At 51.8% G+C, this 16314-nt stretch carries 22 protein-coding genes and 3 tRNA genes; 13 read left to right on the top strand and 12 right to left on the bottom strand.

Going from position 1 to position 16314, the window contains the following annotated elements:
* The first annotated feature begins 21 nt into the window (after nucleotides 1-21).
* From fliZ to sdiA, 6 genes are all read left to right on the top strand, one after another.
* Complete coding sequence (gene fliZ / locus I6L58_RS21535; RefSeq protein ID WP_058610161.1) at nucleotides 22-573, top strand: flagella biosynthesis regulatory protein FliZ; 552 nt, start codon at nucleotides 22-24, stop codon at nucleotides 571-573.
* An 86-nt stretch (nucleotides 574-659) separates the two neighbouring features.
* Nucleotides 660-1460 carry a cystine ABC transporter substrate-binding protein gene (gene tcyJ / locus I6L58_RS21540; protein ID WP_006176124.1) on the top strand — a complete coding sequence of 267 codons (801 nt, stop codon included), beginning with the start codon at nucleotides 660-662 and terminating at the stop codon, nucleotides 1458-1460.
* Nucleotides 1461-1566: 106 nt separating this feature from the next.
* On the top strand, nucleotides 1567-2553 hold the full coding sequence (gene dcyD, locus I6L58_RS21545; RefSeq protein ID WP_088208199.1) for a D-cysteine desulfhydrase: 987 nt from the start codon (nucleotides 1567-1569) through the stop codon (nucleotides 2551-2553).
* A gap of 21 nt (nucleotides 2554-2574) precedes the next feature.
* Nucleotides 2575-3243, top strand: coding sequence for a cystine ABC transporter permease (tcyL, locus tag I6L58_RS21550; RefSeq protein ID WP_006176122.1), 669 nt, complete (start codon nucleotides 2575-2577; stop codon nucleotides 3241-3243).
* Nucleotides 3240-3992 carry an L-cystine ABC transporter ATP-binding protein TcyN gene (gene tcyN, locus I6L58_RS21555; protein WP_088208200.1) on the top strand — a complete coding sequence of 251 codons (753 nt, stop codon included), beginning with the start codon at nucleotides 3240-3242 and terminating at the stop codon, nucleotides 3990-3992. Before tcyL ends, tcyN begins: the two co-directional genes overlap by 4 nt.
* A 221-nt stretch (nucleotides 3993-4213) precedes the next feature.
* Nucleotides 4214-4936 (top strand): transcriptional regulator SdiA, encoded by a 723-nt coding sequence (gene sdiA / locus I6L58_RS21560; protein WP_006176120.1) that lies wholly within the window; start codon nucleotides 4214-4216, stop codon nucleotides 4934-4936.
* Between the two features lie 65 nt (nucleotides 4937-5001).
* On the opposite strand, the gene I6L58_RS21565 is transcribed toward sdiA, so the two are convergent.
* Together I6L58_RS21565 and I6L58_RS23140 are read right to left on the bottom strand one after the other, a co-directional pair.
* Nucleotides 5002-5226 carry a DUF2594 family protein gene (locus I6L58_RS21565; RefSeq protein WP_006176119.1) on the bottom strand — a complete coding sequence of 75 codons (225 nt, stop codon included), beginning with the start codon at nucleotides 5224-5226 and terminating at the stop codon, nucleotides 5002-5004.
* The gene (locus I6L58_RS23140; RefSeq protein ID WP_420025983.1) at nucleotides 5213-5383 is read right to left on the bottom strand and encodes a hypothetical protein; all 171 of its coding nucleotides are present in this window, start codon (nucleotides 5381-5383) and stop codon (nucleotides 5213-5215) included. The genes I6L58_RS21565 and I6L58_RS23140 overlap by 14 nt, the downstream gene beginning before the upstream one ends.
* 310 nt (nucleotides 5384-5693) lie before the next feature.
* Here I6L58_RS23140 and uvrY point away from each other — a divergent pair, with 310 nt between their 5' ends.
* The 6 genes from uvrY to I6L58_RS21595 all read left to right on the top strand — a co-directional run bounded on the left by uvrY (nucleotide 5694) and on the right by I6L58_RS21595 (nucleotide 9234).
* The gene (uvrY, locus tag I6L58_RS21570) at nucleotides 5694-6350 is read left to right on the top strand and encodes a UvrY/SirA/GacA family response regulator transcription factor (RefSeq protein WP_006176117.1); all 657 of its coding nucleotides are present in this window, start codon (nucleotides 5694-5696) and stop codon (nucleotides 6348-6350) included.
* Nucleotides 6347-8179 (top strand): excinuclease ABC subunit UvrC, encoded by a 1833-nt coding sequence (gene uvrC, locus I6L58_RS21575; RefSeq protein ID WP_042320104.1) that lies wholly within the window; start codon nucleotides 6347-6349, stop codon nucleotides 8177-8179. The genes uvrY and uvrC overlap by 4 nt, the downstream gene beginning before the upstream one ends.
* Nucleotides 8180-8235: 56 nt before the next feature.
* On the top strand, nucleotides 8236-8784 hold the full coding sequence (gene pgsA, locus I6L58_RS21580) for a CDP-diacylglycerol--glycerol-3-phosphate 3-phosphatidyltransferase (RefSeq protein ID WP_006176115.1): 549 nt from the start codon (nucleotides 8236-8238) through the stop codon (nucleotides 8782-8784).
* Between the two features lie 151 nt (nucleotides 8785-8935).
* Nucleotides 8936-9011: transfer RNA gene (locus I6L58_RS21585), tRNA-Gly, on the top strand.
* A gap of 51 nt (nucleotides 9012-9062) precedes the next feature.
* A tRNA-Cys gene (locus I6L58_RS21590) sits at nucleotides 9063-9136 on the top strand.
* An 11-nt stretch (nucleotides 9137-9147) separates the two neighbouring features.
* Nucleotides 9148-9234, top strand: a tRNA-Leu gene (locus I6L58_RS21595).
* A gap of 126 nt (nucleotides 9235-9360) precedes the next feature.
* On the opposite strand, the gene I6L58_RS21600 is transcribed toward I6L58_RS21595, so the two are convergent.
* From I6L58_RS21600 to I6L58_RS21645, 10 genes are all read right to left on the bottom strand, one after another.
* Nucleotides 9361-10371: a tyrosine-type recombinase/integrase gene (locus I6L58_RS21600; RefSeq protein WP_088208201.1), complete on the bottom strand. Its 1011-nt coding sequence runs from the start codon at nucleotides 10369-10371 to the stop codon at nucleotides 9361-9363.
* On the bottom strand, nucleotides 10371-10598 hold the full coding sequence (locus I6L58_RS21605) for a DUF4224 domain-containing protein (protein WP_016063584.1): 228 nt from the start codon (nucleotides 10596-10598) through the stop codon (nucleotides 10371-10373). Before I6L58_RS21605 ends, I6L58_RS21600 begins: the two co-directional genes overlap by 1 nt.
* Nucleotides 10599-10967: 369 nt before the next feature.
* On the bottom strand, nucleotides 10968-11270 hold the full coding sequence (locus I6L58_RS21610; RefSeq protein ID WP_088208203.1) for an ASCH domain-containing protein: 303 nt from the start codon (nucleotides 11268-11270) through the stop codon (nucleotides 10968-10970).
* Nucleotides 11263-11925: a DUF551 domain-containing protein gene (locus I6L58_RS23070; protein WP_390881702.1), complete on the bottom strand. Its 663-nt coding sequence runs from the start codon at nucleotides 11923-11925 to the stop codon at nucleotides 11263-11265. Before I6L58_RS23070 ends, I6L58_RS21610 begins: the two co-directional genes overlap by 8 nt.
* A gap of 3 nt (nucleotides 11926-11928) precedes the next feature.
* Complete coding sequence (locus I6L58_RS21620; protein ID WP_088208204.1) at nucleotides 11929-12108, bottom strand: hypothetical protein; 180 nt, start codon at nucleotides 12106-12108, stop codon at nucleotides 11929-11931.
* A 2-nt stretch (nucleotides 12109-12110) separates the two neighbouring features.
* Entirely contained in the window at nucleotides 12111-12581 is a 471-nt protein-coding gene (locus tag I6L58_RS22970) for a hypothetical protein (protein WP_254082136.1), read from the bottom strand.
* On the bottom strand, nucleotides 12578-12790 hold the full coding sequence (locus tag I6L58_RS21630) for a hypothetical protein (protein ID WP_088208205.1): 213 nt from the start codon (nucleotides 12788-12790) through the stop codon (nucleotides 12578-12580). Before I6L58_RS21630 ends, I6L58_RS22970 begins: the two co-directional genes overlap by 4 nt.
* Nucleotides 12787-13407: a hypothetical protein gene (locus I6L58_RS21635; RefSeq protein WP_088208206.1), complete on the bottom strand. Its 621-nt coding sequence runs from the start codon at nucleotides 13405-13407 to the stop codon at nucleotides 12787-12789. The genes I6L58_RS21630 and I6L58_RS21635 overlap by 4 nt, the downstream gene beginning before the upstream one ends.
* Nucleotides 13394-14416, bottom strand: coding sequence for a chromosome partitioning protein ParB (locus I6L58_RS21640; protein WP_088208207.1), 1023 nt, complete (start codon nucleotides 14414-14416; stop codon nucleotides 13394-13396). The genes I6L58_RS21635 and I6L58_RS21640 overlap by 14 nt, the downstream gene beginning before the upstream one ends.
* Nucleotides 14416-14775: a hypothetical protein gene (locus tag I6L58_RS21645; protein WP_254082137.1), complete on the bottom strand. Its 360-nt coding sequence runs from the start codon at nucleotides 14773-14775 to the stop codon at nucleotides 14416-14418. The genes I6L58_RS21640 and I6L58_RS21645 overlap by 1 nt, the downstream gene beginning before the upstream one ends.
* A gap of 774 nt (nucleotides 14776-15549) precedes the next feature.
* Between I6L58_RS21645 and I6L58_RS21650 the strand changes: the two genes are divergently transcribed.
* Entirely contained in the window at nucleotides 15550-15996 is a 447-nt protein-coding gene (locus tag I6L58_RS21650; RefSeq protein ID WP_161656808.1) for an ECs1072 family phage-associated protein, read from the top strand.
* Nucleotides 15997-16314: the final 318 nt, after the last annotated feature.

A 16314-nucleotide genomic window follows, 5' to 3' on the forward strand; every position in this document is an offset into this window, starting at 1 on the left:
TATTGACAACCAGGAGTTATCATGACGGTGCAGCACGCTAAAAGACGGCCTCTAAGCCGCTACCTGAAAGACTTTAAACACAGCCAGACGCATTGCGCCCACTGTAACAAGCTACTCGACCGTATCACGCTGGTACGTCGCGGTGAAATCGTGAATAAAATTGCGATCTCTCGCCTCGATACCTTACTGGATGAAGCCGCCTGGCGCGAAGAGCAAAAAGAGTGGGTAGCGCTTTGCCGTTTCTGTGGCGATCTCCATTGCAAAGAGCAAAGCGACTTCTTTGATATCATCGGCTTCAAACAGTTCCTGTTTGAGCAGACCGAGATGAGCCACGGCACCGTGCGTGAATATGTGGTGCGCCTGCGCCGTCTTGGTCAGCATCTCACTCTGCAGAACCTTTCCCCTGATCTGCTGAAGACCGGTTATCTGGATGAGAATCTGGAGCCATGGTTACCTGCCACCAGCACCAACAACTACCGCATTGCGCTGCGCAAGTACGCGCAATATAAGGTACAAATGCCGGTGGCGTTACAGCAGAAAGTCCACGCCGAGACAACTTCTGATATATATTAAAAATGAATAAGATGTAGCGCAGTCGCCTTTGACCTTGCAGGCGATTTCTCTACACTACTCAAAAATTCCACTGTATCGGGGTATATATGAAATTAGCACTTCTGGGTCGTCAGGCGCTGATGGGTGTGATGGCCGTTGCGCTGGTCGCAGGGATGAGCGTGAAAACGTTCGCGGCGGAAAATCTGCTGAATAAAGTCAAAGAGCGCGGCACGCTGCTGGTTGGGCTGGAAGGAACCTATCCTCCGTTCAGCTTCCAGGGTGACGACGGTAAACTGACCGGTTTTGAAGTCGAGTTTGCCGAAGAGCTGGCGAAGCACCTGGGCGTCAAAGCCTCTCTCAAGCCAACCAAATGGGACGGGATGCTGGCCTCGCTGGATTCTAAACGCATCGATGTGGTGATCAATCAGGTGACCATTTCTGATGAGCGTAAGAAGAAATATGATTTCTCCACGCCGTACACCGTGTCGGGTATCCAGGCGCTGGTGAAGAAAGGTAACGAAGGGACCATCAAGTCCGCGGCTGACCTGAAAGGGAAAAAAGTCGGCGTCGGTCTGGGGACCAACTACGAAGAGTGGCTGCGTCAGAACGTTCAGGGTGTGGATATCCGTACCTATGATGACGACCCGACGAAATATCAGGACCTCCGCGTAGGCCGTATCGATGCCATTCTGGTAGACCGTCTGGCCGCGCTGGATCTGGTGAAGAAAACCAACAATACCCTGGCCGTTGCGGGTGATGCGTTCTCTCGTCAGGAGTCTGGTGTGGCGGTGCGTAAAGGTAACGACGATTTGCTGAAAGCCATCGATGGCGCGATTGCAGAGATGCAAAAAGACGGCAGCCTGAAGGCGCTGTCTGAGAAGTGGTTCGGCGCCGACGTGACCAAATAAGCTTTGTGTGACAAAAAAAGGCGCTTTTAAAAGCGCCTTTTTTATTTATGACGTGACTACGTGCATAATAAAAATATCAAATCTTGTATGCGTTAACGGAGAACCCATGTCACTGCAGAATGTAACGCGCTTCCCCCGCCTGGAATTTATTGGGGCACCCACGCCGCTGGAGTACCTGCCGCGTTTTTCTGACTATTTAGGACGCGATATTTTCATCAAACGGGATGACGTGACGCCAATGGCGATGGGCGGCAACAAGCTGCGCAAGCTGGAATTCCTCGCCGCCGATGCCCTGCGCGAAGGGGCGGATACGCTGATCACCGCCGGGGCCATTCAGTCGAACCACGTTCGCCAGACGGCCGCAGTGGCGGCGAAGCTGGGGCTGCACTGCGTGGCACTGCTGGAAAATCCTATCGGAACGCAGGCGGAAAACTACCTGACCAACGGCAACCGGCTGCTGCTGGATCTGTTCAACGTGCAGGTGGAAATGGTCGATGCGTTGAACGATCCGAATGCGCAGCTCGAGGAACTGGCCACGCGGCTGGAAGCTCAGGGGTTTCGGCCCTATGTGATCCCGGTCGGCGGTTCGAATGCACTGGGGGCGCTGGGTTATGTGGAGAGCGCGCTGGAAATCGCGCAGCAGTGTGAAGGCGCAGTGAGCTTATCCTCGGTGGTGGTTGCCTCCGGCAGCGCGGGCACGCATGCCGGGCTGGCGGTCGGGCTTGAACAGCTAATGCCGGACGTTGAACTGATTGGCGTGACGGTGTCCCGCAGCGTGGCCGAGCAAAAACCGAAGGTCGTCACATTACAGCAGGCGGTGGCTGAGCAGCTAGAGCTGAAGGCAAAAGCCGAGATCCTGCTGTGGGATGACTATTTTGCGCCAGGCTATGGCACGCCAAACGAAGAGGGTATGGAAGCGGTCAAACTGCTGGCGCGTCTGGAAGGTATCCTGCTTGACCCGGTCTACACGGGCAAGGCAATGGCAGGCCTGATTGACGGCATTACCCGCAAGCGCTTTAAGGATGAAGGCCCGATTTTATTCGTACACACGGGCGGAGCGCCCGCGCTGTTTGCCTATCATCCGCATGTTTAAAAATCAGGTCGAAAAATAATAATGCAAGAAAGTATTCAACTGGTTATTGATTCACTGCCCTTTCTGCTGAAGGGGGCGGTGTTTACCCTCCAGCTCAGCATCGGCGGGATGTTCTTCGGCCTGGTGCTCGGGTTTGTGCTGGCATTGATGCGCATGTCTCATGTCCTGCCGATTCGCTGGCTGGCACGGTTCTACATCTCCGTGTTTCGCGGTACGCCGCTTATCGCGCAGCTGTTTATGATTTACTACGGTTTGCCCCAGTTCGGCATCGAGCTTGATCCGATCCCCGCAGCGATGATTGGCCTGTCGCTTAACACCGCGGCATACACCTCCGAAACCCTGCGGGCGGCCATCTCGTCCATCGATAAAGGACAGTGGGAAGCCGCTGCCAGTATCGGGATGACGCCCTGGCAGACGCTGCGAAGGGCGATCCTGCCGCAGGCGGCGCGGGTGGCCTTGCCTCCGCTCAGCAACAGTTTTATCAGCCTGGTGAAAGATACTTCGCTTGCCGCGACGATCCAGGTGCCGGAACTGTTTCGTCAGGCGCAGCTCATCACGTCGCGCACGCTGGAGGTCTTCACCATGTATCTTGCGGCATCGCTGATTTACTGGGTGATGGCGACCGTGCTCTCCGCGCTGCAGAACTACTTTGAAAACCAGCTTAACCGCCAGGAGCGAGATCCGAAATGAGTGCTATCGACGTTAAAAACCTGGTGAAAAAATTCCACGGTCAGACGGTGCTTCATGGCATCGACCTGGAAGTGGAGGAGGGTGAAGTGGTGGCGATCGTCGGCCCCAGCGGTTCAGGGAAAACCACGCTGTTGCGCAGTATTAATTTACTCGAACAGCCGGAAGGGGGGACGATCCGCGTGGGTGATATCACCATCGATACCGGGAAATCTTTTGCGCAGCAGAAAGGGTTGATCCGCCGTTTGCGACAGCATGTGGGTTTTGTGTTTCAAAGCTTCAATCTTTTCCCGCACCGCACGGTGCTGGAGAACATCATTGAAGGCCCGGTCATTGTGAAGGGCGAGCCGAAGGAAGAAGCCATAGCCCGCGCGCGTGAGCTGCTGGCAAAAGTGGGGCTGGCAGGAAAAGAGACCAGCTACCCGCGACGTTTGTCCGGCGGGCAACAGCAGCGCGTGGCCATTGCCCGTGCGCTGGCGATGCGCCCTGAGGTAATATTATTTGACGAACCTACTTCCGCGCTTGACCCGGAGCTGGTGGGTGAAGTGTTGAATACTATCCGTCAGCTTGCGCAAGAGAAGCGCACAATGGTGATCGTTACGCATGAAATGAGTTTTGCGCGCGACGTAGCCGACCGGGCCATCTTTATGGATCAGGGCCGCATCGTTGAGCAGGGGCCAGCTAAGCGCTTATTTGCTGACCCTCAGCAGCCGCGAACCCGGCAGTTCCTGGAAAAGTTCCTCATGCAGTAGCATATTGCACTAATTTGCTCCAGAATTTTCCGCTGGAGCAAATTATTCTCCACTGACCTCTCCCGGCAAACTTTTTTATACCATTCAGTTCGGTTAAACCGTATTAAAGCTGAAGGTAATTGCGAATTTGCCGATATTTTGCAGTTATAAATAAGATTTATGTGGTAGTTTATATTCACCATAAGAATGATTATCTTTATCAGGGGCTTCATTAAGTAAGTATGAGGGATTCAGACTTTTTCACGTGGCGACGGAAATGCTTCCTTCGCTTTCAGGAGTTGACCTGTGCTGACGAGGTTTATCAAGAACTTCAGCAGCAAACACAGGCGCTCGAATTTGATTACTTCTCACTCTGCGTTCGACATCCGGTGCCGTTTACGCGCCCGAAGATTTCTGTACATTCCAGTTATCCCGATCGGTGGATGGCGCAATATAAGTCTGAGAATTATTTCGCGGTCGATCCGGTGCTTAAACCGGAGAACTTTATCCAGGGCCATTTACCCTGGACCGATGAATTATTCGCGGATGCCCAGGAATTATGGGGCGGGGCGCAGGACCACGGCATTCGCAAAGGCATAACGCAATGTCTGATGCTGCCGAATCATGCGCTCGGGTTCCTTTCGGTCTCCCGAACCAGCCTGCGCGAAAATGCGATCCACCATGAAGAGATCGAGCTGCGGCTGCAAATGCTGGTGCAAATGGCGCTGACGTCGTTGCTGAGGTTCGAACATGAGACGGTCATGCCGCCCGAAATGAAATTCAGTAAGCGCGAGCGTGAAATCCTGAAGTGGACAGCGGAAGGTAAAACCTCGGCGGAAATAGCCATCATTCTCTCGATTTCGGAGAACACGGTTAATTTCCATCAAAAGAATATGCAGAAGAAATTCAACGCGCCGAACAAAACGCAGATTGCTTGCTACGCGGCGGCGACAGGACTGATTTGACTGAAAAAACGTTCTGCGTGGCAGACAAGACAACGGCTGAATGCTTTGCATCCAGCCGTTTTTTATTACTGACGGTAAGCCTGTTTGATCTGCTTAACCGTATTGGCAAACACCTCTGACTCTGCCTGATCTTCCATCTGCGCGATCTGTTTTTCCATTTTAATGATCACACGTCCCGCGTCCGCCTGACCCATGGCCTGTAGCATAAGCGTCAGCAGCGATTTCAGACAGTTTACTTCCTGTGCCAGTTCCTGGTTATTCTCCGCAGTGGCAAATTCAGGTGTGCTCATTTATTTTCCTCAATATAAAACAGCGCGCGAGCGCGACGATGAAAGTTATGGCGCCGGAGTATATCACAAGCTGAGACAAAAAAAGCAGTGGTTGTTTTTTGTACTTTTCCGCATTTTGTTTATTTGCGTAAACAGAACGTCGCAGTAATCTGGCCATCCGCGTAAGACAATTAATTGTTTAGCGCCGGTTCGACTGTCGTTAATTGTTGTTACAAAAAGTTAAGAACTGTTTTTGGGCGAAAGTTATTAACGAATTTTTTGTAACCTTTTGAATACAGATGCTCAAAAATAGTCGTAAAAGCCCATTCCATGCGGGTTCGCTTTCCACGTGCTGTACAAGCTAATTTCCAAAAACGAGAGCGTAATCGAATAGCCGCTTTTTTAACGATTTAATCTTGCGAGGAAAACCGTTAATATAAAGGCAATAAGCAGTCAGTAGCGTTATCCCTATTCTGGAGACATTTCCTTTGATCAACGTCCTTCTTGTTGATGACCACGAACTGGTGCGCGCAGGGATACGACGCATTCTTGAAGATATAAAAGGCATCAAAGTGGCCGGTGAGGCCTGCTGTGGCGAAGACGCGGTAAAATGGTGCCGCGCTAACTCGGCAGACGTTGTGCTGATGGATATGAACATGCCCGGTATCGGTGGGCTTGAGGCCACGCGCAAAATTGCCCGCACCTTTGTTGATACCAAAGTCATCATGCTGACCGTGCATACGGAAAATCCGCTTCCTGCCAAAGTGATGCAGGCGGGAGCTGCCGGATACCTGAGTAAAGGCGCCGCACCTCAGGAAGTTGTCAATGCTATCCGTTCTGTTTATGCCGGGCAGCGTTACATCGCGTCGGACATTGCACAACAAATGGCGTTGAGTCAGATTGAACCGGAAAAAACGGCATCGCCCTTTGCCTGTTTGTCTGAGCGCGAATTGCAGATTATGCTAATGATCACTAAAGGTCAGAAGGTGAATGAGATTTCCGAGCAACTGAATCTCAGCCCGAAAACGGTCAACAGCTACCGCTATAGAATGTTCAGTAAACTGAACATTCATGGTGATGTCGAATTGACTCACCTGGCCATTCGTCATGGTCTGTGCAATGCGGAGTCGTTAGTAAGTCAGTGAATGAAGCGTTCGATTCAAAATCATTTCTAAAAACCGTTACGAGCCAGCCTGGCGTCTATCGTATGTATGACGCTGGCGGCACGGTTATCTATGTGGGTAAGGCAAAAGACCTCAAAAAACGCCTTTCCAGCTACTTTCGAAGCAATCTTGCCTCCCGTAAGACCGAAGCGCTGGTCGCATTAATACACAATATTGATGTCACCGTGACCCATACGGAGACCGAAGCGCTGCTGCTTGAACACAACTACATTAAGCTTTATCAGCCGCGCTATAACGTCCTGCTGCGCGATGATAAGTCCTATCCGTTTATCTTCCTGAGCGGAGACACTCACCCACGTCTGGCGATGCACCGTGGTGCCAAACATGCGAAGGGTGAATATTTTGGGCCATTCCCTAACGGCTATGCGGTGCGCGAAACGCTGGCACTGCTGCAAAAAATCTTCCCTATCCGCCAGTGTGAGAACAGCGTCTACCGTAACCGTTCGCGCCCGTGCCTGCAGTACCAGATTGGTCGCTGCCTGGGGCCGTGCGTTGAGGGGCTGGTCAGTGAAGAAGAGTATGCCCAGCAGGTTGAATACGTACGTCTGTTTTTAGCCGGGAAGGACGATCAGGTTCTGACGCAGCTTATTGCGCGCATGGAAAAAGCCAGCGGCGCGCTGGAGTTTGAAGAGGCGGGGCGCATCCGCGATCAAATTCAGGCCGTTCGCCGCGTCACCGAGAAACAGTTTGTCTCCAACACCGGTGACGATCTCGACGTGATTGGCGTTGCTTATGATGCCGGTCTGGCCTGCGTGCATGTGCTCTTTATTCGTCAGGGTAAAGTGCTGGGCAGCCGAAGCTATTTCCCGAAGGTACCGGGCGGTACAGAGATGGGGGAAGTGGTCGAAACGTTTGTTGGTCAGTTCTACCTGCAGGGAAGTCAGATGCGAACGCTGCCCTCGGAGATCCTGCTCGACTTTAACCTGGACGATAAAACGCTGCTCTCAGAGTCGCTTTCCAGTCTCGCCGGACGTCGGGTTAACGTTCAGACCAGGCCGCGCGGCGACCGTGCGCGTTATCTGAAGCTCGCCCGAACCAATGCGGCCACCGCCCTGACGACCAAACTTTCTCAGCAGTCGACGGTTCATCAGCGTTTAACCGCGCTGGCGACGCAGTTGAAGCTGCCGGAAATCAAACGTATGGAGTGCTTCGACATCAGTCATACGATGGGTGAACAGACGGTCGCCTCCTGCGTAGTATTCGATGCTAATGGTCCGCTGCGGGCAGAGTATCGCCGCTATAATATCACCGGGATCACCCCGGGCGATGACTATGCGGCGATGAACCAGGTACTGCGTCGGCGCTACGGCAAAGCCATCGAAGAGAGCAAAATCCCGGACGTTATTCTGATCGACGGCGGGAAAGGGCAGCTCGGCCAGGCGAAGGCGGTATTTGAATCGCTCGATGTGGAGTGGGACAAAAACCATCCGCTGCTGTTGGGCGTGGCGAAAGGGGCGGACCGCAAAGCCGGGCTGGAGACGCTGTTCTTTGAGCCAGAAGGTGAAGGTTTCAGCCTGCCGCCGGATTCCCCTGCGCTGCACGTGATCCAGCATATCCGCGATGAATCACACGATCACGCGATCAGCGGGCACCGTAAGAAAAGAGCGAAGGTTAAAAACACCAGTACCCTTGAAACCATTGAGGGCGTTGGGCCAAAGCGTCGCCAGATGCTGCTGAAGTATATGGGCGGATTGCAAGGATTACTCAATGCCAGCATGGAAGAAATTGCAAAAGTGCCGGGTATTTCGCAAGGGCTGGCAGAAAAGATCTACTACTCGTTGAAACATTGAGGGCTCTGTAGCAACATAGAGCTAAATTTTACTGACAACAGACAGTTACCGTCATTATGCGATTTAATATCCCTACGTTGCTCACCCTTTTTCGCGTCGTACTTATCCCATTCTTTGTGCTGGCATTTTACCTGCCGGTGGTATGGGCACCTTTTGCCTGTGCGCTCATCTTCCTCGTGGCGGCGGTCACGGACTGGTTTGACGGTTATCTGGCGCGTCGCTGGAACCAGAGCACGCGGTTTGGCGCCTTCCTCGATCCGGTCGCCGATAAAGTAATGGTTGCAATCGCGATGGTGCTGGTGGCTGAGCATTATCACACCTGGTGGGTAACGCTGCCGGCGGCAACAATGATTGGCCGGGAGATCATCATCTCCGCGCTGCGCGAGTGGATGGCGGAGTTGGGTAAACGCAGCAGCGTGGCGGTCTCCTGGATCGGTAAAGTCAAAACCACCGCACAAATGGCTGCGCTGGTATGGATGCTGTGGCGTCCAAACGCCTGGGTTGAGTGGGCAGGAATCGGTCTGCTGTGGGTTGCAGCTGTGCTGACGCTGTGGTCGATGCTGCAATATCTGAACGCTGCACGCGGTGATTTGCTTGAACAGTGATCGTTTCGGCGCAATTTTCAGCAAACGATCCTGAGATGCAAAAATAACGTTGACTCACCACGTCATATCAGTAGAATGCAACGCATCGAACGGCGGCACGGTTTGCCGGACGATAATGAAATCAAGGGGTTAGATATCAACTTGATGACATGCGGGAATAGCTCAGTTGGTAGAGCACGACCTTGCCAAGGTCGGGGTCGCGAGTTCGAGTCTCGTTTCCCGCTCCAGATAAAATGCATCGGCAATCGCGGGTGCAGGTCGAAAGACAGAAGATTTACGGCGCGTTAGCAAAGCGGTTATGTAGCGGATTGCAAATCCGTCTAGTCCGGTTCGACTCCGGAACGCGCCTCCACTTTCTTCCCTGGCCGGATGGTGGAATCGGTAGACACAAGGGATTTAAAATCCCTCGGCGTTCGCGCTGTGTGGGTTCAAGTCCCACTCCGGCTACCATGGGAAAAGTAGAATAAAATCAATGATAAGCAGTGTCGTATAAACCACCGAAAGGTGGTTTTTTATTGTCTATTTTTCGCCATTCGCCATTGTTTCGCCATTCGACTTCACCAGATAAAGAGGGCATTACTGCCCTCCAACCACCGGCACTACAGATATTTTGCGGTTATATCTTGCAGTCTGCGAAGCATTTTTGTGGCCTGAAATTTCCTGTTTCTCATGCAGCGTTCCTTCCAGATCAGATATCCCTTTAGCTTTCAGATCATGGAACGTGAAGTTAAATTCGAGCTCAGAAAATTTTTCTGCAGCTAACTTTTTCGCCTTCATCCACTGAGAGTTAAATGCATCTCGTGTGTAACGAGAACCTGACTGCTGGTGGATCACGTACAGGCTTACCATGCCGCTAGCTAACGGAAGGGAATCAGCCAGGGTGATCGCATTTGCCAGGCGTACTGTCCACGCTTTAATTTGACTAACTGCCGTCTTGCTTTGCTGAATTAGAATACCTTCATCAAGAATTTGACTCTTTTTAAGATCCAGGATGTCACCCTGACGTGCACAGCATAAATAGGCCAATTCCATAGCAATCTTCACCGGTACCGAAGAAACGCTGAATAGTGCATCATATTCTTTGTCCGTGACGTAACGTGTGCGCGCCTGCTCCTTAAACTGCTTCACACCCTGGCATGGATTCATCTTCACTTTGCCACGCTCATATGCCCACCTGAACACTCTCGACATAAACGCTTTCTCTCGGTTCGCCTGAACCCTGCTCTTAACTCCTCTCTTATCCATATACTTTCTGATGTGCTCCGGCTTGATATTTTCTGGTTTCATCTTTCCGAAAACAACATTTACCTTCGAACCATATTTCCGGTAATCCTTTCTGGTTTCTGTTGCCAGTTCATGAAAGTCACCAGAGTTAAAAAACTCTTCGCAAAGTGCGTGGAAGTTGGAACCAACCTTGATATCGTTGATGAAGTTTTCATAGGCTGCCCATACCTGAGACTTAGTGAGATCGTGGTTGCACAATCTTACTGTTCTTCCGTCAGGCGTTCTGAACTCATAGGCTGACTTGCCCCGGCGAACGCGGGGCGGCATCCAGTTATCATCTGGGTTTTTGCGGATTCTGGGCATTACATGTCCTTAAAGTTTGGTTCTTCTTCCTCTGGATTGTTTACTACCAGCTTGAGGCCTGCAGGGTTGGTTACATGATCCCATGTGGTGCCTGGCCTGCCGTCTTTACGTGGCACGAAAAATACACCACTTTCTTTCAGCGCTCGGCACTGAAGGGAAGGGCGACGATAACCAGTAAGCTGATAGAGGTCATCAGGGGTAAGAAAACGTTGGCTTTGTCCGCTCATCGTATAGTTCTCCACTCAACCGGCTGCACCCGGTTATCTCTTATAGAAAATGCATGATGAACAACCACCACGGAGGCCATCATTGCAGGTACGACATCTGTTCGTTTCGGTGTAATAAAGCTGGTGGGCCATCTCTTTAGGTATGAGTACCGGCATCGGCACACGGATAACCAGCCTGCGGAGTTCGGCTATTTCGTCTGCCTGCTCCATGACTCTGTCGTACAGGTCCGATGCTTCACCTTTCCACCAGACTACGTCGGCTTTAAGGCGGCGCAGGCGCCGCTGTTTGAGTTTACTCACCATGGCAGCCACCCCATTTGCTGAAGTGCGCAGATTGCCAGCAGCACGAACATCACGAAGTCGAATGGGTTAGGCATGGATGTTCACCCTGATGGCAAAGACCTTCACCGGGTCGGGGCCGAAGTGCGGATGTGTTATCACCTTCACCTCGTAACCGTCATACGGGATGTCGATGCGCTTGCTCGCGTCCCCGCGTTTTGGATAGCCGCGGGTAATAATCAGGCGGTCAAAGCGCCGCGGTAATTGCTGGTTATGGCCATGCGATAGCCTGCGGCACCAGTACGGATTTACCAGTCGGTACTCTTCGGTTTTCTCACCAGACTTCATCTGGTCGAAGTATTCACCGTTAACAGCCAGTTGCAGGTTAGCCATTCTTCACCTCCTGCTGCGGTGCTGCTGGCAGTGGCATCCAGTGGGTTACCTCTTCAACTCCCTCTCCTGGCTTAACTGTTACGTCACCTCTTCGAAACGTACTACCTGTATAGCGAGCTGAACAGATTAAAGGTTCAATCAGCGGGCTATCAAAGTTCACAGATATAAGCACATTCTGGCCTTTATCTGGCATCCGCTCACTGCAAGCTACCCAACCATCCGGCATCACCGGAGAGTTGCCATCTGCACCCTGAAGCATGGCGGCGCGGACGGTTCTGGCAATGCGTTCGCGCAGCTGCTGCGTGCCGTGGTACTCAACAGCGATGTCGCGCAGCTCATTTACCAGCTCACGAATCTGGTGGTCTTTCACAGATACCGGCGCTGGCGTGGCGGAGTAATAATACTCGTCCTCAATTCCCTCAACGGGTTTTGAGAAGCCGATAAAATTACCGTAATGCCAAGGATAAGGGCCGTATGGCTCAACGGTCACCCGACGCCAGCGGTGAATGGCAGGCTCAGCTTCGAGCGATGCCAGCGCCAGCTTCATCGCAGCGAGCGCCTTGGCCGCGTCTTCGTTTACTGCGCCTGGCACAGCATCGCGCTCTTCTTCAAGCTCCGCGATTGTCTTCCGAAGCCATTCTTTGGTTAATGTCATGGATTAGTCCTCACCTTTGAATTCCCGTTCGTGGCCATTCTTTTTGAGCATGCGGTCAATCAGGTCAATATTTTTCGACCACGCCTTGTCTGACTCTTCCTCACCGCAGCCGACCATCGATGCGCAGTCATCGGTTAGGCGCTTAATTGCTTCGAGCTGCGCAGGAGTGACATCAAGCTTCATGCTCACTCTCCTTTACCGGCTGCGGCGGCGAACGCCTGAAGCAACACGCTTTCACAGTGAACCACTGCGCTGTTATATCCAGCACCAAACATGTATGGGTGTTTTTTGCCGTCGCTCTTGTTGCCTAAATCTTCCATTGGAATTGGGTCAAATTTTACAGATTTAGCGATGGCCTCCAGCTCGGCCACGCGCTTCTCTGCGGCTTCCAGCTTTTCTTCAGCCTCTTTCAGCTTCTTTTGCATAAGATCGTGACCGTCCACGATTTTGCATACTTCACGCTGTAGAGTTTCCTCAGACCTCTCCAGCGCTTCACGGAATACGCGCATACTGACCACTTTCTGAGGAAGCTCTCTGACGTAATGCAGTGGTGTGAAGAGTTCACGACGAGCCATACGAGCGGCTACGATGAGCAGGATGTTTCCTGACTCGCGCACTGATTCAGCAGTCAAATCTTGTTTGTCAATGTTTCTCATTGGGCGGCCTCCCAGCAGATTTGGACTGCGTAGCTACTTTTAACGCGGCGAACTTTTCCCTCCACCTCTAGCTTCTTCAGGCGGCGCAGTATGCATGCGGTATCAAGAGGCCAGTATTTTCGGCGGAGAACGTTGGTCACAACGTAGGTCATGCATCGACCATGCGCTGTCAGTGCCTGAATAATTTCTTCGTCGGTTGGTTTGCTCATGACTGCACTCCTTTGCGAAGCTGAAGTGCATAGATTTCCATAGCGTCAATTGCCGCGACAATCCCATCACCTTCTCGCTCATCCCAGGTTTGTTTCTGTATCTCGGCTGAGCACATATCAACAGCCTGCGCCCGCACTTCAGCCAGGTAGGCATCGGTGGCCTGGGTTCGTTTAAGCTTGAGAATCTCGAACGCCTCGACCATTGCCAGCTCAGGCATACCGTCATCCATGAGTTGCTCAGCTTTCTCGATAGCTTCAAACATCGAGGCGCTATGCGGATTAGGACTCCAGTCCTTCAGCCCCGCATTCTCCGCAGCCAGCGCCGTGCATCTGGCTTCAAGTACGGCATAGTCTTCGTATCTAACAAACTTGCCTTCATTATCTTCACAGGCAATTCCGTTAGGACTAATCCAGTAACGGGCTATGCTCATGCTGGTTTCAGGTATTTTTGCAGCATGATTGCGAACCTTGCGCAACTCCAGAACGGCAACCTGAACTGCATAAGCGAACATAGCGGTAGGGCGATCACCCGATTTTTCACTATCGCGTTGCATATTCACTGCAACAGTCATGAGTTCATCCAGCTGTTCGCCGGTCATAAATTTATTGGCTGTCATGATTATTTTCCTGCTGCAGTTTGTGTTGCTTAACGAAGTGGGCAACAGCCTTTGACCGGCTGGTGACGATCCCATTCAGGATGACGTTCTTGCCGCGATAGATTTGAGCGGTACCGATCTCAATTCCTTCCAGTTTCACGAAAAGCGTTTTTCCTACCACCTCTGTTTCAGGCACTGGCTGTGACAGGCGGTATGTTTCACGCGCTTCCGCTATTGCTTTGTGCTCGTCCATAATGGCCAGCGCTTCAGCAAGGGCAGTTCCTTCAAGCGTGAAAACACCTTCATCACTGATCGTGGCCTGAGCCATAAGCTCAACGAACCGGCGCGCGTTCTTTACGCTGAGTTCAGGAGCGATAGAACTGCGGGTAACTTTCGTTTTCCCTTGGGCTGCCGCTACAGCCTTATCGTGCTGGAGAACTTTTCCGGCCTGTTCGCCATACTCCATGACGCGATCGACTGCGACATCGACTGACACCGCACCGGATTTAACTTCCTGTTGAACGTCATGGTTCGCCGTGCTCAGAAGCAGCAACTTCTCTACCGTGGCCACTGACTTATTGACCAGTTTTGCGATCTCGCTGGTGGTCTGGTTGAAGGCGTTATGCAGCTCCTGAATAACTGCAGCCTGTTCCATATCGGAGAGCGGCAGCTGGTTATTACTGGTCATGATGCGCGCCAGGCGCTGCACATCGTTACCGTTGAACGGCATGATGTGTATGCGGTCTACTGGCTTGCCAGCTTCAGCACAGCGCGCATAGCAGCGGCGACGGCGGTGACCTTCAACAACCCAAACACCACCTTCATCACGCGCGATAACTTCAATCGGTGGAACTGATCCGCCGTTCATCAGATAGTTGAACAGGTCATTATCAGCCTGGCGGGTGCGTTCATCGTCTTCACGCTTGTTGAAACCTTCACGAACGTGGATATCGGAAAGAGCGATAAACATCCCGGTATCGGTGCGCTTAATTACACCGGCCTTGGTCATTTGCTTGAATGAGTTAGCCATTAGAGAGTGACCTCATTATTCAGGGAAATGACGACACGAGGCAGCTCACGGAGTTCTCGCTGAGCTTCCAGTAGGTGCATGTTGGTAGGCGTTTTGGTGTGGCGCTCTTCGATGCGATCGCACTCTTTGGCCCAGTAGGTAACATCCTCACGCAGGGTGGCGTTCTGCTCAGCAAGTTCCTTACGCTGCGCCATCGCTTCACAGAGCGCGACGCTGGTAACATCAAGGCGTGTAGCCAGTTCGTTAACCATCCAGCAGTAAGCGGCAGGGAGGAGAGGGGCGGCCTTACGAGCTGCGTCGATAAGCTGCTCTCTGGTCATGCGTGGTTGTAACTCGGTGACGTTCTGTGTGTTCGTCATGGATAGTTTCTCCGTGTTATAAGCGCTCTGCACAGCGCTGATTTTTGGTTGCACGAATCCCTCGCCGGGTGGCGACAAAAAATAAAGGGGTTTCGTTTTAGTAAGCACCCTACCTGGGCACTTAGTGAAACGGGCGGCTGCCACCGCCAGTTAGCTTCTCCACAATTGGGAGCGCGCTCTCCTGAGATTGATTTAACGACCGAGGCCTCTCAAGGAACCGGCTGAACGCGCTTTCAGTTGTGTAAAAGGGGCGGTCGACATTAAGGACATTCACAACTGCCGACCGCCAAGACTACACACAGCATCTGGTACAGCTACTACGGGTTACCACGCTGGCTACGTGATTTGGTTGTGGTGGCCGGGAACTCGCCGACATCGTTTCTTGTTACTCCACTTGTGTCCCGACACATCGGTGCCTGCTTTCACCACAACGTTAAGAGCACTAAATGATGTTTCTAACAGCTATCGATTGGGCATCACGTATCGCATTTCGATCTGGTGTGCTTATTCACAGATAGTGCTCTCATCGTTGCATCCTCGTCTGTTCCGAGGTGTCACACCTGATCGCCACGCTGGTGAAGCGTTTCTGGCTGTCGTACTCGCCTGGCTTGCACATTCCGGCTATCCGCTGGATCTGGATATGTCTTGCAAGGAATCCCCGGACCGCTGCGGCACATGTGCCATATGCCGTACTGCAACTGCTGCCTGTCTTTTCACCACATTAGGCTCGGTGGTATTCTTGGAGTTCTCACACAACCAAGAAGGGTAATGCTCATGATTAACGGATTTGGTCACCTATACTCCGCAACGGAGCAGCACATTGCAAAAATCAGAGAAATCAAAACCATCGGTTTTGTTGACTCTAACGAATTATCCAAAGTAACCAATCGCGCCGTTCAACTATGCGTCCTCGACTTATTGCTTGCTGCACATCGCAATAAGCATGAGACCACGATTAACAAACTCCCCGGCGCTAAAGCTCTCCACCACAAACTTCTTCAGAAATATAACTGGCCACTGTCAGAGATTCGGGCGATGAGCCTTTCAGATGTTTTTATCGCACTTCATGATGAACTATCACTCGAATCTCTTGAGGGTCAAGCTAAAAGCTACTTTTCTACAATGATTGCAGGGAGATACCCAATTACCTTTACTGATTTTATCGATGATGAGTGGGATCCTGATCTGGCCGAAAAACTTCTATTCGACTCTGCGCAGTAGCCTCTTCAATTTGTGCATTCAGGGTAGATAATTGTTTTTCAATTTCGGCTTTAGTGAGAACCAGACTCTGAAGCCGCCTTACTGCCTCAACCTTTTTCTCCATCCATCCAAAGATCTGCTCATCAGACATTCCACTTGCGTCGATAACTGGCTCTTTTTCGGTTGCCCCTAACTTCTGATAAATGAATCCAGCCTTTAAGCTAACTACACCCTTTGATTGCTCGCTCATGTTGCTTACTCACAATGTTCGCTGTCGTTGGAATAAATATAGCTACTTTAAGTAGATGAAATCAACTACAAAAAGTAGAAAAAGTGAAT

Source organism: Enterobacter cancerogenus (assembly GCF_019047785.1).
In the GTDB taxonomy this organism is placed as follows: domain Bacteria; phylum Pseudomonadota; class Gammaproteobacteria; order Enterobacterales; family Enterobacteriaceae; genus Enterobacter; species Enterobacter cancerogenus.

What these genes read in the sequence shown, in the direction of transcription:
- fliZ (WP_058610161.1), top strand. Translation starts at nt 22, where the DNA reads ATGACGGTGCAGCACGCTAAAAGACGGCCTCTAAGCCGCTACCTGAAA.
- tcyJ (WP_006176124.1), top strand. Translation starts at nt 660, where the DNA reads ATGAAATTAGCACTTCTGGGTCGTCAGGCGCTGATGGGTGTGATGGCC.
- dcyD (WP_088208199.1), top strand. Translation starts at nt 1,567, where the DNA reads ATGTCACTGCAGAATGTAACGCGCTTCCCCCGCCTGGAATTTATTGGG.
- tcyL (WP_006176122.1), top strand. Translation starts at nt 2,575, where the DNA reads ATGCAAGAAAGTATTCAACTGGTTATTGATTCACTGCCCTTTCTGCTG.
- tcyN (WP_088208200.1), top strand. Translation starts at nt 3,240, where the DNA reads ATGAGTGCTATCGACGTTAAAAACCTGGTGAAAAAATTCCACGGTCAG.
- sdiA (WP_006176120.1), top strand. Translation starts at nt 4,214, where the DNA reads ATGAGGGATTCAGACTTTTTCACGTGGCGACGGAAATGCTTCCTTCGC.
- I6L58_RS21565 (WP_006176119.1), bottom strand. Translation starts at nt 5,226, where the DNA reads ATGAGCACACCTGAATTTGCCACTGCGGAGAATAACCAGGAACTGGCA.
- I6L58_RS23140 (WP_420025983.1), bottom strand. Translation starts at nt 5,383, where the DNA reads ATGGCCAGATTACTGCGACGTTCTGTTTACGCAAATAAACAAAATGCG.
- pgsA (WP_006176115.1), top strand. Translation starts at nt 8,236, where the DNA reads ATGCGATTTAATATCCCTACGTTGCTCACCCTTTTTCGCGTCGTACTT.
- I6L58_RS21600 (WP_088208201.1), bottom strand. Translation starts at nt 10,371, where the DNA reads ATGCCCAGAATCCGCAAAAACCCAGATGATAACTGGATGCCGCCCCGC.
- I6L58_RS21605 (WP_016063584.1), bottom strand. Translation starts at nt 10,598, where the DNA reads ATGAGCGGACAAAGCCAACGTTTTCTTACCCCTGATGACCTCTATCAG.
- I6L58_RS21610 (WP_088208203.1), bottom strand. Translation starts at nt 11,270, where the DNA reads ATGGCTAACCTGCAACTGGCTGTTAACGGTGAATACTTCGACCAGATG.
- I6L58_RS23070 (WP_390881702.1), bottom strand. Translation starts at nt 11,925, where the DNA reads ATGACATTAACCAAAGAATGGCTTCGGAAGACAATCGCGGAGCTTGAA.
- I6L58_RS21620 (WP_088208204.1), bottom strand. Translation starts at nt 12,108, where the DNA reads ATGAAGCTTGATGTCACTCCTGCGCAGCTCGAAGCAATTAAGCGCCTA.
- I6L58_RS22970 (WP_254082136.1), bottom strand. Translation starts at nt 12,581, where the DNA reads ATGAGAAACATTGACAAACAAGATTTGACTGCTGAATCAGTGCGCGAG.
- I6L58_RS21630 (WP_088208205.1), bottom strand. Translation starts at nt 12,790, where the DNA reads ATGAGCAAACCAACCGACGAAGAAATTATTCAGGCACTGACAGCGCAT.
- I6L58_RS21635 (WP_088208206.1), bottom strand. Translation starts at nt 13,407, where the DNA reads ATGACAGCCAATAAATTTATGACCGGCGAACAGCTGGATGAACTCATG.
- I6L58_RS21640 (WP_088208207.1), bottom strand. Translation starts at nt 14,416, where the DNA reads ATGGCTAACTCATTCAAGCAAATGACCAAGGCCGGTGTAATTAAGCGC.
- I6L58_RS21645 (WP_254082137.1), bottom strand. Translation starts at nt 14,775, where the DNA reads ATGACGAACACACAGAACGTCACCGAGTTACAACCACGCATGACCAGA.
- I6L58_RS21650 (WP_161656808.1), top strand. Translation starts at nt 15,550, where the DNA reads ATGATTAACGGATTTGGTCACCTATACTCCGCAACGGAGCAGCACATT.